Genomic DNA, 15,682 nt, shown 5'->3' with positions numbered 1-15,682 from the left:
AGCCCGGTGGGGTCGCACGGTCACGCCACGCGCCACACCAGCCAGGGCCGGCCGGGTGTCCACCAGCGGAGCCGCCGCGCCTGGACAGCCATCTGCCTGTGCGTCGGCCTGGCCGGCCTGCCGCGGCCGGCGCCGGCGGAACCGTCGCCGGTCGAACTCCGGATCACGGGACTCGACGAGCCGCTGGAGAAAAACGTCCGCGCCCTCCTGACCATGGCCCGCCAGACCGCGGATGCCCGCCAGGCGGTCATCGACCTGGCGGCGGCCCGCGCCGCGGACGAGATCCGCACCGCCCTGCAGCCCTATGGCTACTACCAGCCGCGTATCGCCGCTACGCTCAAGCGGCAGAAGGCCAACTGGCTGGCGGAATACCGCATCGACCCGGGGCCGCCGGTCCGGGTGGCGCATGTCGATGTGCGGCTGGAGGGCGAGGCGGCCCAGGAACCCGGGATGCGGGCGCTGGTGGAACGCTTTCCAGTCCGCCCCGGCGACGTGCTGGAGCACCGGCAGTACGAAAAGGGCCGCGATGCCCTGCAGGATCAGGCCGCCGAAATGGGGTTCTTCGATGCCCGTTTCACCACCCGCGAGGTGCGCGTCGATGTCAAGGACCAGCGGGCGGACATCGTCCTGCACCTGGCCTCGGGCCGGCGCTACCGCTTCGGCGAGCTGAGCTTCAGCCAGACCCCGCTGGATCCCGAACTGCTGCGCCGCTTCGCGCGCTTCAGTCCCGATGAGCCCTATCGCGCCTCGGCGGTGCTGGCGCTGCAGAAAAGCCTGCTGAACAGCGGCTACTTCGCCCGTGCCGACATCACGCCCCGGCTCGAACAGGCCAGGGATGGCCGCATGCCCGTCGACGTGGCGCTGGACATGGTGCCCCGCAACCGCATCGACCTCGGCGGCGGCTACGGCACCGATACCGGACCCCGCCTCAGCGTCGGCTACCGCAACCGCTACCTCAACAGCCTCGGCCATACCTTCCAGGCCAGTGCCAAGCTGTCGCTGATCTGGAACCAGCTGGATGCCATCTACGCCATCCCGCTGAACGATCCGGAGAAGGACCAGCTGGCCTTTACCTCCAAGCTGGGCCTGGAGGATACCGTCGCCGGCCGCGCCAAGGTGATCCGCGGCGGCATCCGCCATGGCACGACCCGCTGGGACCTGCGCGAGATTCTCTCGCTCGACTATCTGCGGGAAACCTTCAACATCGGCCTGGGCAACCAGACCACCGATCTGCTGATTCCCAGCGTCAACTACACCTGGCTCAGCTCCGACGACGCCATCTTTCCCCGCCAAGGCGTGCGACTGGACGCCAACCTTGCCGGCAGCGTCCAGGGGCTGGGCTCGCAGCTGTCCTTCGCCCGCTTCCGGCTCTACGGCAAGGGCGTCTACAGCCTCAATGACGACAACCGCCTGATCCTGCGCGGGCAGTTCGGCGAGATGCTCACCAACGATTTCGACCGCATGCCGATCACCGAGCGTTTCTACGCCGGCGGCGCGCCGACCGTGCGCGGCTACCGCCTGTTCGAGATCAGCCCGGTCAATGTCTACGGCAAGCGGACCGGTGGCCAGCATCTGGCGGTCGGCAGCCTGGAGTACGATCGCGTGCTGTTCGGCGACTGGGGCGTGGCGGCCTTCTCCGATGTCGGCTATGTCGGCAACGACTTCGAGGGCCCGGTCAGTACCGGGGTGGGCATCGGCGCCCGCTGGCGGTCGCCGGTGGGGCCGGTGCGGCTGGATGTCGGTGTGCCGCTGTCGAAGGCGCTGGACCCGGTGCAGGTCTACCTGATTCTGGGTCCGGACCTGTGATGCGGGCGCTTGCCAATGTTCTGGCGCTGGCCTGCCTGCTGGCGCTGACGCTGCTGGCCGGATGCTGGTGGAGCCTGGCGACCGAGCCCGGTGGCCGCTGGCTGGCCCGTCAGGCGCGGGCCTGGGTGCCCGGGTTCAGCCTGGCTCGGGTCGAGGGCGTCGTGCTCGGGCGCTTCGCGGTGCAGGGGCTGGATTATCGCGGTGCGACCGAGCGGCTGCATCTCGACCGCCTGGAATATCGGCTCGCGGTCGACGATCTCTGGCGCGGCCGACTGCATTTCCACCGCATCGACCTGCACGGGCCGCGCTACGCGAGCAGCGATTCCTCGCCGATCGCATGGCCGAGTCTGCGCCTGCCGTTCGCGCTGGCGATCGATGCGCTCAGCCTGCGCGATGGCACCGTGCAGCCGGCTTCCGCCAGTGCGCCGATTCCGCTGTCGGCCCTCGATGCCGCGCTGGAGCTGACCCGCGACGGGCTCGACATCCGCCAACTGGACGTGACCCTGCCCGACCTGGGCCTGGCGCTTGATGGCCACGTGACGCTGGGGGGACTGGCGGGCATCGCCCTGCGGACCCGCTGGTACTGGCACCCCGCGGGACGGCCGGTGTTCCGCGGCGAAGGCCAGCTGGGCGGCCATCCGGGGCGTGTCCTGGTCCATCAGCGATTGCAGGCGCCGACCGCCGCCGAGCTGTCGCTGGTGGCGCAGGATCCGCTCGACCGGCTGGCCTGGACGGCGCAGCTGACGGTGCCGGCCCTGCGGCCCCGCTCGATCGATCCCGCCTGGCCGGACGGGCCGCTGGCGCTTGATCTCCGCGGCGAAGGCACCGACCGGGCTGCCACGATCGACGGTCACCTGGAGGGCCGCATCGCCGAGCTCGGCGAAGTGCAGGCGGATGCCCGGCTGCTCCACGGGGCGCCGGGCGCCTGGCGGCTCGAGCGGCTGACCGTCGGTCTGCCTGCGACAAGCGCCCGCTTCACCATGAACGGCATGGCCGAGGGGCTTCCCGATCGGCCACGGCTGGATCTCGCGGCGCGCTGGGAAAATCTGGCCTGGCCGCTGCGCGGACCGCCGGAATGGCGCAGTCCGGAGGGGCGTCTGTCGGTCCAGGGCGAGCCCGCCGATCTGCGCATCGAGCTGGCGGCGCGGCTGGCCGATCAGGCGGTCACGGCCGGCGGCCGCCTCGGTCTGTATCCGGAGCGTGTCGAGTTCCGCGATGTCCGCGCCCAGGGGGCCGGACTCGCGCTGACGCTGGCCGGAACCTGGGGGCCGCAACTGGATGTCGGCTGGAGCCTGCGGGCGGATGCCCCGGGACTCTGGTTCCCCGGCATGAAGGGACAGCTGAGCAGCCGCGGCCGGCTGCAGGGGCCCAGGGACAGGCCCGTGGGCACGGCCGAGCTGCTGGCGCGGGATCTCCGCCTGCGCGCGGATGGCGTCCGGGAACTGAGCGTGCGCCTCAGCGGCGGGCTGACGCCGGACGCGCCGCCGCTGCGGGCCGAGCTGATGGTGCAGGACCTGCAGGTGGGCGACAACCGGGCCGGCCGGCTCAGGCTCGCCTGCCAGGGCGCCGTGGTCTGGCGCAACGGCCGTCTGGAGCCGGGCGCGGCCACGATCGACCTGAATCTGAGCGGAACCGGGCTGCGTTACCGGGAGGCCGCCCTGCGCGAGATCGAGGGACAGGCGCGTGGCGGCTTGCTGCCGGGCGCGCCGCCACTGGCTGGTCGCGTCACGGTGCGCGGCCTGGCGGTTGGCGAGGCGGCGGTCGAGGTGCTCGGGCTGGATTTACGCGGCGGGATGGTCCATCGCCACGGCGAATGGCAGCTGCATGGCGAGCCGCTGGAGCTGGAACTGCTGGCCCAGCGGCTGCGACAGGGCGAGAGGCAGGCACGCGAGCTGCGGCTGACGCTGCAGGCGGGCGAGACGCCGGACGCACCGCTGCGCCTGAGTCTCGCGGTGCCCGATCTGCAGCTGGCGGGCGTCGGCGTGAGAATAGCCATCGACGCCCAGGGCAGCCGGGCGCGGCATGTCCTGAGCGGTCGCATCGACACCCGCCTGCAGGCCGGCGGCCGGCCGGGCCAGCTGGTTTTCCGGGCCGAGGGCGGCTGGGACGCGGCCGCCTGGAGCGGCCGGCTGCAGCAGTTCGACGGCAGCCTGCGGGATTTCGGCGAGTGGTATCTGCAAGCCCCTGCCGCCTTGCGGCTGAGCGGGACCGCCGCCGAACTGGGCCCGGCTTGCTGGGCCTTGCCGCCGGCGGAAATCTGCCTGCAAGGCAAGGCTGCCGACGGGCAGTGGCAGGCTGCCACCCGCCTCGCGGCCCTGCCCCTGGAGCGTTTTGAGTCCTGGCTGCCCGCCCGGCTGCGGCTCTTGGGCCGGCTGGATGGCGAGGCCCGGTTCGCCGGGCGGGGCGAACGGGTCGACGAGGGGCGCCTGGCACTGACGGCGGACGGGGCCCGGCTGGAGCCGCGCGACCCGCGCCCGGCCTGGCGCTGGCAGCCGCAGCCCTTGCATCTGCGCGGCGATCTGACGCCACGCGGCGGCGAGTTGCGACTGATCGCCGAGGATCCGGCCTTGGCCGGGTTCGATGCCGAACTGCGCCTGGACGGGCCGCTGCTGTGGGGCCACTGGCGGCAACTGGCCGGGGCCGGCGAGGCGCGCCTGTCGCTCGGGCACCTGGGGGCGCTGGCGCCGCTGCTGCCCGATCTCGACCGGCTCCAGGGACGTGTCGAGGCCGGTGTCCGGTTCGCCGGTAGCGTGGGCGCGCCCCGCCTGCAGGTGCATGGGGCCCTGCTCGAGGCCGGTTTCGGCGTTCCGCGCCTGGGCATCCAGGTCCGCAGCCTGAACATCGACGCCAGCAGCCGCGACGACGACCGCCTGGCGCTGACCGGCCGGACAGTCTCCGGCAACGGCGAACTGCGGCTGGACGGCTCGCTGTCCCTGAAGCCGGGCGAGGGCTGGCCGCTGCGGCTGAACCTGAGCGGCAAGCGTTTCCTCGCGGCCGACATTCCCGAGGCCAAGGTCTATCTGTCGCCGGATCTCGTGGTCGAGCGCGACGCCGCGGGCCTGCGTCTCGGCGGCAGGCTGGACATCCCCGAGGCGGACATCCGGATCCCGGACGAGTCGGGGGCGGTCCGGCCCTCGCGCGATGTCGTCATCGTCGACGCCGAGGCTCCGCCGCAGGCGCGCGACAACCCGCTGGCGACGCGGGTCGAGGTGCGGCTGGGCGACCGCATCCAGGTGACCGGGCCGGGCTATCGCAGCCGCGTCGACGGGGCGGTGACGATCGAGCAGTCGCCCGGCGCGGACCCCATCGGCAGCGGCGAGATCCGCCTGCATCAGGGCCTGTATTCGCTCTATGGCGTCGATCTGGACATCGACGGCGGGCGGCTGGTGTTCGCCCGCTCACCCATGGACAACCCCAGCCTGGATATCGAGGCGGTGCGCAAGTCGGACGACGTGCGGGTCGGCGCCAAGCTGCTGGGCACGCTCAGCAAGCCGAGCATCACCCTGTTCGCCGACCGGCCGATGTCGCAGAGCGACATCCTCGCCTATCTGATGATGGGTAAGCCCTTCGATCCCCTGGGCCAGCAGAGCGGCTCGGCCATGATGGCGGCGGCCAACGCCCTTGGCGGCACCGCCGGCAGCCTGCTGGCCCGGGAGCTGTCAAGCCGGCTGGGGCTGGGCGGCTTCGTCGACATCAGCATGCAGGGCTCCCTCGGCGCGGGCGGCATAGCCCAGGGCTATGGCGGTTCCGGACCCTGGGGCGGAACCCAGAGCACTGCCCTGTTCCTGGGCAAGTACCTGACGCCGAAGATCTATGTCCAGTACGGCATGGGCCTGTTCCAGAACGCTTATGTCTTCCGCTTGCGCTATGATTTGACGCAACGCTGGAAAGTGCAGACCGAGACCGGCGAATTCAGCGGCGGCGACATTCTCTACCAGTGGGAGGATTGATCCGGTGGCTCCCCGGCGGGCCGCACGACTCCCCATCGAACCTGTTTGGCTTATGAGCGCTTTTCTGGACTGGCTGGAAAAAATCTTGACCTGGTTTTTCGCCCTGGCCTTCGGGATGCTGCTGCTCTACCTCGGCTGGCGCTGGAACAACCATCGCCAGGACGACAGCGATCCCTGGCAGCGGGCGCAGAAGCTGAACACGGTCGATGCCTATCTTGCCTTCCTGCGCCAGTGCCAGAAATGTCCGCAGGAGAAGGCCGCCAAGAAGGCGCTGGACGAGTTGCAGCGTGTCAGTGGCCTGTTGTCCCGGCTCAACCAGCAGCACCTTCCCGAGATGGCCAGCATCACCCTGCCGGTTTTCTCTCCCGACGGCAAGACCGTCCTCGCCAGCGGCGGCCGCGGCCCCGATTTCTGGCATGCCGATGCCGGGACCCGCATCGCCCATGGCGCGAAAACCTTCGCCCAGCGCGGCGACCGGCTTCAGGTCGACGCGCTCGACTTCGCGCCGGATGGCCGCCGGATTGCCGCGGGTACGGCGGGGCGCGAATACGGCCACCTGCTGGTGTGGGACCTGACCACCGAGACCCTGATCGCCGATCGTGAGCTGGAGGGCGTCGACATCAAGGCCGTCCTGTTCTCGCCGGACGGGGCCTGGCTGGGCTGGCGCGGCGACGGGCCGGTCGGCCTCTGGAACCCGGCCAACGGACGATTCCTGCGCAGCACCCATGCCGAGGTCCAGTCCATCGCCTTCGGCATGGCCGAGGATGGTCGCCCGCTCTTCATGACGGCAGCCGGCAGAAGCCTGGTGTACTGGGATGCCAGCACCCTCGAGCTGCTCCGGGAGCGCATGGTGAACACCGATCGCGCGCTGCTGGGCTTCAGCCGCGATGGCCGGGTCCTGGCCTATACCGACGGCCGGGTGCTGGAAACCTGGGACCCGGTGACCCTGCGCCAGGTGGCCGCGCTGCGCGACCTGGAAGGAGACATCAGCGCCTTCTGCCGCGAGACCGAGACCGGCCGGCTGCTGGTCGGCACCAAGGCGGGACGCATGTATCTGTGGAATCCGGCGCTTTCGCCGGTTCCGCTGGCGCATGTGGCCGCCCACGAGGGACCGATCGAGGCGCTGTCCTGCGGCGCGGAAGGCCGCGTGGTCTCCACCAGCTGGGATGGCGCCAAGGTCTGGAGCCTGTCCAAGCTGCTGGCGACGGCGGGCCAGGCGCGCGGCGCGCGGCATTTCTGAGCCTCGCCGCGCCAGCCGGGGCGCCGTCTTGCCCCGCTCTGCCGGCGTCCCCCGTTTTTTCCATTGCCGGTGGAAATGTCCTGGCCTAATTCTGAATCCGCCAGCCGGCGGGCTGGTTTTTCCATTCAGACGGAGGAACGCGCATGAAGACATACCTGACCACCTGCCTTGCAGGTTTCACGGCCCTGCTGCTGGCGCTGCCGGCGGTGCAGGCCGGGCAGTCGCTCAACGAATCCCAGGTGCCGGCCGCCGTCCTGTCGGCGTTCAGGGCGGCCTATCCGAACGCGGCGGAGGCCCGCTACGAGCAGGAAACGGAAAACGGCAGCATGACCTATGAGGTCGAATTCCGGCTGGACGGCCAGAAGATGGAGGCCGAGTACAGCGCCGATGGCAAGATCCTGAAGATCGAGCGCGACGATTGAATCGCTGACGCTTCCCATCCCGGCGGTCGTCCGCCGCCGGGGTACCGGGCAGAGCCGGCATGCCGGCTCAGGCCTCCGCCCGCCTGAGTTCCGCCAGCAGGCTGGCCATCTGCTCCAGGTTCATCGGCTTGGGGAGAAAGTCGGTCATGCCCGCGGCCTGCGCCGCGCTGCGCTCCTCCGCCAATACCCCCGCCGACAGGGCGATGACCGGCAGGTAGGCGAGGGCGGGATTCTCGCGAATCCGGCGGGTCGCGGTCAGCCCGTCCATGACCGGCATCTGCACATCCATCAGCACCATCTCGAAGCGGGCGGGATCGGCCTCCAGTATCCGCAGCGCCTCGCGGCCGTCGGTTGCCAGCGCCACTTCGGCGCCTTCCAGTTGCAGGGCCTGCTGCAACACCCTGAGGTTGATGCGGTTGTCGTCCACCGCCAGCACGCGCAGGCCGCCCAGTCGCGGCCCCGACGGCGGCGTTTCTCCGGGGGCCGCGATGCGGTGCGGCGGTATGGCGGCGATCGTCCGTTCGAAGTCCAGCTCGAACCAGAACCGGCTGCCCCGCCCCGGTTCGCTCTCCACGCGGATCTGTCCGCCCATCAGTCCGACCAGCCGCTGGCTGATGGCCAGCCCCAGGCCGGTGCCGCCGAAGCGGCGGGTAATGCCGCTGTCGGCCTGGCTGAAGGGCTGGAACAGGCGTTCGAGCGCCGTCGGGGCGATGCCCATGCCGGTATCGCGGACCACGAAACGGAGCCGGACGCGGCGGGCGTTCGTCGCCAGCGTCTCCACCGCGATGTCGACCCCGCCTCGGGCGGTGAACTTGATGGCGTTGCTGCCGAGGTTGATGAGCACCTGCTCCAGCCGCAGGTTGTCGCCGACCAGTCCGCCGAGCGTTTCCGCCGGCGGGTGGATCACCAGTGCGATGTTCTTGGCCGTGGCGGCGCCGCGCAGCATGCGGTCGACCTGTTCCAGCAGTGCGTCCAGCCGGAACGCCTGGAATTCCATGCTCAGCTGGCCGGCCTCGATTTTCGAGAGATCGAGGATGTCGTTGATAATCCGCAGCAGGGTGTCGCCGGCCTCGGTGATGTGGTCGACCATCTCGCGCAGTTCGGGCGACAGGGCGTTGCGACCCAGCACCTGGGCCATGCCGAGGATGGCGTTCATGGGGGTGCGGATCTCGTGGCTCATGTGGGCCAGGAACTGGCTCTTGGCGGCGCTGGCGGCGGCCAGCTGGGCGGTGCGCTCCTCGACCTTGCGTTCCAGCGTCCGGTTCAGCTCGCGGACCGCCGCCTCGGCGCGCTTGAGGTCGGTCAGATCCCGCGCCGCCGCGAAGACGCCGGCCACTTCGCCCTGGGCGTTGCGGTAGACGCAGGCGTTGTAGAGCACATGGGTCACCGTGCCGGAGACATGATGGATATCCAGCGGATAGTCGTGCACCTCGCCTTCGGCAAAGATGCGCCGGTAGCCCAGCCGCGCCCGTTCCGGGTCGGTGAACAGGGCGGGGAAGTCGCTGCCGATCAGCTCGGCACGGGGCCGTCCCGTGACCTTTTCGGTGGCATGGTTGACGTCCATGATCCGTCCGTCGGCGCCGATGGTCACCAGCGGATCGATGCTGGCCTCGATCAGGCTGCGGGCGTAGCGAGACGCTTCGGACAGCTCCGCGGTCTTGTCCAGCAGCTCGGCCGTGCGCTCGGCGACGTGCTGCTCCAGCCGGTCGTTGAGCTCGCGCAGCGTGCGCTCTGTCTGCCGGCGTTCGCTGATGTTGCGGACGAAGGCGCAGACATAGGACTCGCCGCCGAAGGCGAAGCGGGTGGCGCTGATCTCGACCGGGAAGGTGGCGCCGGTGCGGCTGCAGTGGCGCGACTCGAAGGCGGGCAGCGGGCCATGTTCCATCTGCTGCCAGCGCTGCTGCCAGGCGGCCTGGTCGAGATCGGGATCGATGTCCCATACCGACAGCCGCTGGAGTTGCTCGCGGCTGTACTCCAGGCTCTGGCAGGCCGCCCGGTTGACCGCCAGGATGCCGCCGTTGTCGCGCATCAGGAAGATGCCGTCGGTGGCATGCTCGACCAAGTGCTGGTTGAGGGCCAGGGATTTTTCCAGGGTCTTGCGCAGGGTGATCTCCTGCACCGTGCCGCGCATCTGGATTGGCTGACCCTCGTCGTCTAGGCAGAATTCGCCCAGCGCCAGTATCCAGTGCTGGCTCTGGTCCGGCCAGATGACGCGAAACTCGTGCTCGAAACGCGCGTGGCCGGTGATGCAGTGCCGCACCAGCGCCTCGATGCCGGCCAGATCGTCGGGATGCACGCGGCTGGCGAAGGCTTCGTAGGTGCCGGGAAATTCGCCGGGCGCGAAGCCCCATAACCATTCGTGGTGCGGCGACCAGTTCAGCTTGCGGGCGCGCAGGTTCCAGTCGAAGGTGCCCATCTGGGCGGCATCCAGCGCCAGGCGCAGGCGTTCCTCGCTTTCGGCTAGCCGCAGCCGGGCCTCGCGGATCTGGGTGATGTCCCGCAGCGTGGCGAAGTAGTGCGTGTCATCCAGCTGCATGGCGGTCACATCGCCCACGAAGGTCGAGCCATCCTTGCGCGCGTGCAGCCATTCATCGTGCGCCGGGATACCGGCCATCACCGACGCGACGGCGCTTTCCAGCCGCCGGTGTTCGGTCTGCGCGAGGATGTCCGGCAGGCGCAGGTCCAGCAGCTCCTCCCGCCGATACCCCAGCAGCCGGAGCGCGGCCGGATTGACGTCGTGGAAGCGATGGTCGTCGGTGAGCAGGAAGATGCCGTCCTGGGATTGCTGGAACAGGTTCAGGAACTGCGCGAGGCTACGGCGCTCGGAGGCTTGCAGGCGCTCCATGCGGTCCCGCGCCCGGGCCTGCTGGCGTTGCCAGACCAGGGCGGCCAAGGCGCCGAGCGAGGCCAGCGTCGCCAGCAGCCAGCCGGTTTTCTGCAGCAGCCGCTGCCAGGCATCGCGATGGAGCTCCCCGCTGTCCATCTTGGCGATCAGCAGCCAGGACGAGCCCGGCACGGGCAGGGCTGCCGCGATGACTTGGGCGCCACGGTAATCCGGACCCTCGTGAATGCCCCGCTGGCCCGAGGCCGCCCGTACCGCCAGCGTGTCCGTGCGCGACAAGGAAATGCGCAGCGGGGCGGACCCGCCGCCGGGGCGGTGCCGCAGCGGGCTGAGATAGAGGAGCTCATCGCCCAGCTGCCGCACCAGCAGGATCTCCGCGGACCGGCTGTACACCGGCCACGCCTCCAGCAGGGGAAACAGCGCCCGCCGGGCGTCGATGACCAGGATGACCGCACCCTGCGGCTGCCCGTCGGCCAGCAGCGGCGCGATCAGGCTCATGCGCGGGGGGGCGCCTGCCTGGTCCTCGAGCGGATCGGACAGGACCGCCTGCCGGCTGCGCCAGGCCTGTTCCAGCAGCGGCCGGGTGCCTGTCGGCAGCGCCTGGAGCCGGTTGCCGAGTCCGGGCAGGATGTCGCCCTGCGCGTTCACCAGCATCACGTCCTCGTAGCCGTACTGATCGACCAGGCTGCGGAAAAACTCGCGGATGGCCGCGCGCGCCTGCGCATCCCCTTGCATCAGCCTGGCGATGGCGCGGTCGTCGGCGAAGCCGGGGTTGTGCATGAGCACGATCGCATCGCTCAGGCGTTCGCCGCGCCAGCCGGTCAGCTGGTCGACCTTGAGGCTGGCCACGCTGGCCAGGTGCCGGCTGGCCTGTCGGCGCGCTTCCTGCTGTTCGGCGTCGAGCAGGTAATGGAAGCCGCCGGCGCCCAGCAGCAGCAACAGGGCGATCGCGAATGCGCGGATGATCATCGGGGAGCTATTCCGGTTCGGGCCTGGAACGGCCACGGGTGAACAAGTCCCGTGGCAGGGCGCTGTCGAGAGGATGTTACAGGGTTTGCCGGGGGTGGAATAGCGCCACCTCGCCGGACTGCCTCAGGGATGGGGCAGTGCGTCTCAGAAGCGGAGCGAGATCGTTCCGCGCAGCATTCTCGGCTCCACCGGGTGGATGAGCTTGCCGTCGACGCCCTCGCGCGGCTGGTCCTGCAGGCGGTAGGTGTAGTAATAGGCGATATCGTTGGCCCGCGCGTCGAACAGGTTGAAGAGATCCAGGCTCAGCCGCAACGGCCCGGCCTGATAGCCGCCCCCCAGGTTGACCAGCGTGGTACGGCCCAGGGTGACGCTGCCGGACTCGTTCAGGGGCACGTCACCGAAGTGCCGCAGGCGGGCGGTGGCGAACCAGCCCTGCGGGTCCTCGTACAGGGCGCCGGCGCTGATCACCTGGCCGACCGACTGCGGGATGCGGTCGGCATCGCCGGGCGCATCGGTATAGCGCGACCGGGTGAAGGCGACGTCGGCGTCCAGGGTCACGGTGTCGCTGGGCCGGTAGTAGTTGGTCCACTCGACGCCATAGCGGTTGCCGGCGCCGGTCGGCTCGGTGGTGCCCTCGTCGCCGACGAACACCAGTTCGCTGTCGCTGTGCAGGTACCAGAGGGCCAGTGTGGTATTGAGGCCGGGCAGATACTGCGAACGGGTGCCCAGTTCGGCGCCCCGGGTGCGCGACAGCGGCGACACCGGGTTGATGATGGGCTGGACGCCGGGATCCTGCCGGGCGACGGCACCGCGGGCGTCGTTGGAGTGGAAGCCGTAGCCGAGGTTGAGATAGAACTCGGTCTCCGCCCAAGGCCCGAGAATCAGGCTCAGCTTGGGGCTGGCCAGGCTGGCGGCGGTCTGGCCGCCGTTGCGTTCGCCGGCCACCACCGTGTTCTCGAACACGAAGATGTCTTGCCGGAGACCCGCCTCGGTGCGCAACCAGGGCAGCCAGTGGTTTTCGCTCTTGCCGTACAGGCCGATACTGGTCTCGTCGACGTCATCGATGCTGGTGATCGCGAAGATGTCGCGGCGGAAGCTGTTGGCCAGTTCCAGGCCCCGGATCCGGTCGCGGCGCAGCTGGATGCCGAGGGTGTTGTCCATCGGCAGGCCGAACAGCTGGTTGAACCAGGTCTGCGAGGCGTTGCCGCCGTAATACAGGCGGTTCTCGCCCTGGAAGATCTGGTCGCCAAGCGTCGGATGGGTCAGGTAGAAGGTGAAATCGGAATACAGGTCGAGCTGGTAGTAGGCCAGATAGAGGCTGGCCTCGTTCCGGTAGCCGTCGCCCCGGCTCCAGAGGTTGAGCGAGCCCGTGTAGCGGTCGGTGTTGCCGCCGTCGGTGTCGTTCAGGGTGCCATAGAGCGGCAGCTGACGGGTCTTGACCAGCGCCTCGGGGATCTGGTTGGTCGCGATCCAGTTGGAGCCGTAGCCCTGGCCGATGAAGGACAGGCCCCAGTCCTGGCGGTCGAGGGTGTAGCGCAGCAGGCCGTTGTACTGATCCAGCTGCATGGGCTGCTGCCAGGGCCCGTCGTAGAAGTTGACGGCGAGACCGTACAGGAGATCGCCCGATCCCAGCCGGCTGGAGTTGGCGGCGACGCCGCGGTAGTAGTCGAATTCGCCGCCGGTGAGGTTGACGAAGCCCGCGTCCAGCCGCGTCCGGGTATGTATCTGGGCATAGCCCGCCGAGGCGAAGTCGCCCATCTCGGCGTAATAGGGTCCCTTGCCGTACTCGACCCGCTCCACCAGCTCGGGAATGACGCTGTTGAGATCGAGGTAGCCCTGGCCGTGGGCGTTGGTCGGCAGGTTCATCGGCACGCCGTCGATCCAGGTCGCGAAGTCGGTGCCATGGTCGAGATTGAAGCCGCGCAGGAAATACTGGTTGGCCTTGCCCGTGCCGCTGTGCTGGGTGGCGATCATGCCCGGGATCACCTCGACCAGCTCGCCGACCCGCAGCAGCGGGCGGGTGCGGAACTGGTTGCGGCCGACCACGCCCTGGGACGCCGAGCCCGCCTGGCCCAGCAGGTCGCTCTCCCGCCCCTGGACCTCGATCGTTTCCAGGCTGACGGGCTCTTCCAGCAAGGGCGGGGTGGCGGCGGCTGAGGCCGGTTCGTCGACGGGCGGCGGGAGTGGTGTCTGCGCCCGGGGCTCTCCGCTGGCGCCGAGCGCCAGGCAGATGGTCCACACCAGCCGCGGCCGGGTGTCGGGGCAGGGCTGAAAGCGCTGTCCCGCGAGCCGGGCCGGGCGGGAGCTGAGAGGCAGGGCCAGCATGATGGGAATGTCCGGTGCGATGGGTGCGCGGCCAGCCCGGGCGGTTCCGGGCCGCTGCCGCGGTCGGGTCGGCTTGTGCCGGGGCAGGTTAGCCGAACTCGCCCCGGCGCGCCATCGCCTGGCAAAAACGGACTGTTCGACGCGGGTGCCGGCCGAATGCATGGTCGTGTCACCGCATTGCAGGTACCATCGACGGAAGCGGACGGCGCCACGTCGTCGCGCGATCACCGGTTCATGCTCGCAGCCAGGAAAACGCCATGCATAAGCTCTCGATGCCATCGGCCGCGCTCGCGGCCTGTCTGCTGATCGCCAGCGGCAGCGCCGCTGCCCATACCTTCGGCGCCGTCGGCGCCGGCCTGGCCCAGGGCTTTGCGCATCCCTTCCTGGGCGCGGATCACCTGCTGGCCATGCTGGCCGTGGGGATCTGGTCCGCGCTGCAGGGCGGGCGTTCGCTCTGGCAGTTGCCGCTGGCCTTCGTGGCGGCGATGTCCCTCGGCGGCTGGCTGGGGCTCGAGGGCTTGGGCTGGGGCCAGGTCGAGCCGCTGATCGCCCTCTCGGTGGTCGTGCTGGGGCTCCTGGTGGCCAGTCGCACGGCGTTTTCCGGCGCGGCCGGCGTGGCGCTGGTGGCGCTGTTCGCGCTGTTCCACGGCTACGCCCATGGCACGGAGATTCCCGAGGCCGCCGCTCCGCTGGCCTACGCCGCGGGATTCCTGCTGGCGACGGCCGCCCTGCATGGCCTGGGCCTGGCGCTCGGCCTCTCCAGCCGGCGCTGGCACCTGTTGCCGCGCCTGGGCGGGGCGGCGATTGCCGCGACCGGTGTCTATCTGCTGGCCGGGCTCTGATGCCGGCGGCGGGTAACCGGCGTGCATGAGCTGTCGCTCTGCCAGGATCTGCTCGAACAGCTGACGACACTGGCCCATCGGCACGGCGCCCGGGCCGTCAGCCGGGTCGAGGTGCAGGCCGGCCTGCTGTCCGGGGTCGAGCCGCAACTGCTGGAGACCGCCTTCCTGCTGGCGCGCGAGGGTACCGTGGCGGCGCAGGCCGAGCTGGTCATGCGCAGTGCCCCGCCCCGCGTGCGTTGCGGGGATTGCGGCGCCGAAGCCGAGGCGCCGCCCGGCGACCTTGCTTGCCCGCATTGCCGCAGCCTGGCCACGGAACTGATCGGCGGCGATGAATTGATCCTGGCCCGCGTGGAGCTGCTCCAGCCGGACACCTGACGGCCGGCGGCCCCGGCGGGCCGGCCTTTCCCCGAGAACGAGGCTAACCATCCATGTGCGATACCTGTGGCTGCAACATTACCGACGGCAATCGGCACCTGCTGGCGCCGGCGCCGAGGGCGCGGGTGGCGGGCGACAGTCCGGCGGCGATCCTCGAGGGGCTGATGACCCACAATGACCGCCAGGCGGAGCGGAACCGGGCGCGCCTGGATGGGCACGGGGTGTTGACGATCAACCTGATGTCCTCGCCCGGCTCCGGCAAGACCGCGCTGCTGGAGGCCACCATCCGGCACTTGCAGGGCCGCCTGCGGATCGGCGTCATCGAGGGCGATCTCGAAACCGAGAACGATGCCGCCCGCATCCGTGCCCTGGGCGCCCCGGCACACCAGATCACCACCGGCACCGCCTGCCATCTGGATGCCCACCTGGTGCAGGGTGGCCTGGACCGGCTGGATCTCGGCCAGCTCGACATCCTGTTCATCGAGAATGTCGGCAACCTGGTCTGTCCCGCCAGCTTCGATCTCGGCCACCATCGCAACGTCACCCTGCTGTCGGTCACCGAGGGCGACGACAAGCCGGCCAAGTATCCGGTCATGTTCCGCGCCGCCGACCTGATGCTGGTGAGCAAGACCGACCTGCTGCCCCACCTGGAGGAGTTCTCGCCCGAGCGGGCGGAAGCCTGCCTGCGCCGTCTCGCCACCCGCGCATCGGTGCTGCGCCTGTCCGCCAGGACCGGCGAGGGGCTGGACGCCTGGATCGACTGGCTGCAAGGCGAGCGCCGGCACTACCGGCAGTTGCTGGCCGACCGGCAGACCCTGCGGCCCCGGGTCGAGGCGGCGGGGCGCCGCCTGCATGCCCGGCCGCCGGTGGTGACCTTCCGGCCCGTCGCGGGCGCCGGCGCCTGAGACCCG

The 15,682-nt window shown here is 70.1% G+C and carries 9 protein-coding genes; 7 read left to right on the top strand and 2 right to left on the bottom strand.

The window, feature by feature from the left end; genetic code table 11:
• Positions 1-6 precede the first annotated feature (6 nt).
• From ACH5N8_RS13025 to ACH5N8_RS13010, 4 genes are all read left to right on the top strand, one after another.
• Positions 7-1,806, top strand: coding sequence for an autotransporter assembly complex protein TamA (locus tag ACH5N8_RS13025; protein ID WP_483281623.1), 1,800 nt, complete (start codon positions 7-9; stop codon positions 1,804-1,806).
• On the top strand, positions 1,806-5,756 hold the full coding sequence (locus ACH5N8_RS13020) for a translocation/assembly module TamB domain-containing protein (protein WP_483281622.1): 3,951 nt from the start codon (positions 1,806-1,808) through the stop codon (positions 5,754-5,756). The genes ACH5N8_RS13025 and ACH5N8_RS13020 overlap by 1 nt, the downstream gene beginning before the upstream one ends.
• A 52-nt stretch (positions 5,757-5,808) precedes the next feature.
• Positions 5,809-6,996 (top strand): WD40 repeat domain-containing protein, encoded by a 1,188-nt coding sequence (locus ACH5N8_RS13015; protein ID WP_483281621.1) that lies wholly within the window; start codon positions 5,809-5,811, stop codon positions 6,994-6,996.
• A gap of 143 nt (positions 6,997-7,139) precedes the next feature.
• On the top strand, positions 7,140-7,418 hold the full coding sequence (locus tag ACH5N8_RS13010; RefSeq protein ID WP_483281620.1) for a PepSY domain-containing protein: 279 nt from the start codon (positions 7,140-7,142) through the stop codon (positions 7,416-7,418).
• 67 nt (positions 7,419-7,485) lie between these two features.
• On the opposite strand, the gene ACH5N8_RS13005 is transcribed toward ACH5N8_RS13010, so the two are convergent.
• Positions 7,486-11,229, bottom strand: coding sequence for a PAS domain S-box protein (locus ACH5N8_RS13005; RefSeq protein ID WP_483281619.1), 3,744 nt, complete (start codon positions 11,227-11,229; stop codon positions 7,486-7,488).
• A 144-nt stretch (positions 11,230-11,373) separates the two neighbouring features.
• A complete protein-coding gene (locus ACH5N8_RS13000) occupies positions 11,374-13,554 on the bottom strand; it encodes a TonB-dependent receptor (protein ID WP_483281618.1) in 2,181 nt (726 codons plus the stop codon).
• A 257-nt stretch (positions 13,555-13,811) separates the two neighbouring features.
• On the opposite strand from ACH5N8_RS13000, the gene ACH5N8_RS12995 reads away from it, so the two are divergent.
• The 3 genes from ACH5N8_RS12995 to hypB are packed head-to-tail and all read left to right on the top strand — an operon-like array spanning position 13,812 to position 15,676.
• Positions 13,812-14,396 carry a HupE/UreJ family protein gene (locus tag ACH5N8_RS12995; RefSeq protein WP_483281617.1) on the top strand — a complete coding sequence of 195 codons (585 nt, stop codon included), beginning with the start codon at positions 13,812-13,814 and terminating at the stop codon, positions 14,394-14,396.
• A gap of 21 nt (positions 14,397-14,417) precedes the next feature.
• On the top strand, positions 14,418-14,771 hold the full coding sequence (locus tag ACH5N8_RS12990; RefSeq protein ID WP_460026805.1) for a hydrogenase maturation nickel metallochaperone HypA/HybF: 354 nt from the start codon (positions 14,418-14,420) through the stop codon (positions 14,769-14,771).
• 53 nt (positions 14,772-14,824) lie between these two features.
• Positions 14,825-15,676 (top strand): hydrogenase nickel incorporation protein HypB, encoded by an 852-nt coding sequence (hypB, locus tag ACH5N8_RS12985; RefSeq protein ID WP_483281616.1) that lies wholly within the window; start codon positions 14,825-14,827, stop codon positions 15,674-15,676.
• Positions 15,677-15,682 lie beyond the last annotated feature (6 nt).

The organism is Methyloparacoccus sp. NF-16 (assembly GCF_056880625.1).
This window is presented reverse-complemented; position numbering and strand designations above follow the sequence as displayed.

What these genes read in the sequence shown, in the direction of transcription:
- ACH5N8_RS13010 (WP_483281620.1), top strand. Translation starts at nt 7,140, where the DNA reads ATGAAGACATACCTGACCACCTGCCTTGCAGGTTTCACGGCCCTGCTG.
- hypB (WP_483281616.1), top strand. Translation starts at nt 14,825, where the DNA reads ATGTGCGATACCTGTGGCTGCAACATTACCGACGGCAATCGGCACCTG.
- ACH5N8_RS13020 (WP_483281622.1), top strand. Translation starts at nt 1,806, where the DNA reads ATGCGGGCGCTTGCCAATGTTCTGGCGCTGGCCTGCCTGCTGGCGCTG.
- ACH5N8_RS13015 (WP_483281621.1), top strand. Translation starts at nt 5,809, where the DNA reads ATGAGCGCTTTTCTGGACTGGCTGGAAAAAATCTTGACCTGGTTTTTC.
- ACH5N8_RS13005 (WP_483281619.1), bottom strand. Translation starts at nt 11,229, where the DNA reads ATGATCATCCGCGCATTCGCGATCGCCCTGTTGCTGCTGCTGGGCGCC.
- ACH5N8_RS12995 (WP_483281617.1), top strand. Translation starts at nt 13,812, where the DNA reads ATGCATAAGCTCTCGATGCCATCGGCCGCGCTCGCGGCCTGTCTGCTG.
- ACH5N8_RS13000 (WP_483281618.1), bottom strand. Translation starts at nt 13,554, where the DNA reads ATGCTGGCCCTGCCTCTCAGCTCCCGCCCGGCCCGGCTCGCGGGACAG.